General features: G+C 35.2%; 1 pseudogene. It reads right to left on the bottom strand.

Annotated features, from left to right (window positions below):
• Nucleotides 1–157: 157 nt before the first annotated feature.
• Nucleotides 158–697: pseudogene (locus ACFIO3_RS15850) on the bottom strand (hypothetical protein); the annotation flags it as partial.

Raw genomic sequence — 697 nt, 5'->3', positions numbered from 1 at the left:
AAAGTAAAAATGAAAAAAGGCATATATTGGCTTTATACGGGTAAATTAGCCTATCTAATTTTTTGAGTTATTGATGTGGGAGCTTTGCTGAGCGCGTTTGGTATAATTGATAGAAACAGATATAGAGAATTTTCCACAACCTTTTATTTTCCCGCATCTATGTTTTATTTTTTTGACCAAGGACTGTTAATTTATCTTGTTGTGTAAGCCATTGTCCAATAACTTCATTAAAAATAGACTCACCTTTTGGTCCTTTTGCAAAGGTTAATTCATTTATACGTCCGTTTTTATCTGTTAACACCAAACGCATCCAATCTAATTCTCGCATCAATTGTAAATTTTGATCAAGAAAAGGATGATTACCACTCAATGCAACAAGAAAAAAGTCATCGTTAATCTTTGCTGCAATGGTTCTTTTTAAAGGCTGACCAATGGATTGTTCACTTGCTTTAAAGGTTAATGCTTGAACATTGCTTATAGCTTTACCTGAAAACTTATCAGAAAGAATAAAAATAAGGTCCATAATATACGCAGCAGGAAATGACCGATCGGTATTGCGACGTAAAATTAACCGTAATGATAGCCCTTCATCGGGAATTGTTATATCACCTTGTATAGCAGTTTCTTCTGGAGCCCCCTTCACATAAGACTCCTTTATAAGCGTCCAGCGAACACTTCCGGTTGCCATCTTTTCTGC

This window comes from Bartonella sp. AD328YNZD (genome assembly GCF_042196425.1).
This window is presented reverse-complemented; position numbering and strand designations above follow the sequence as displayed.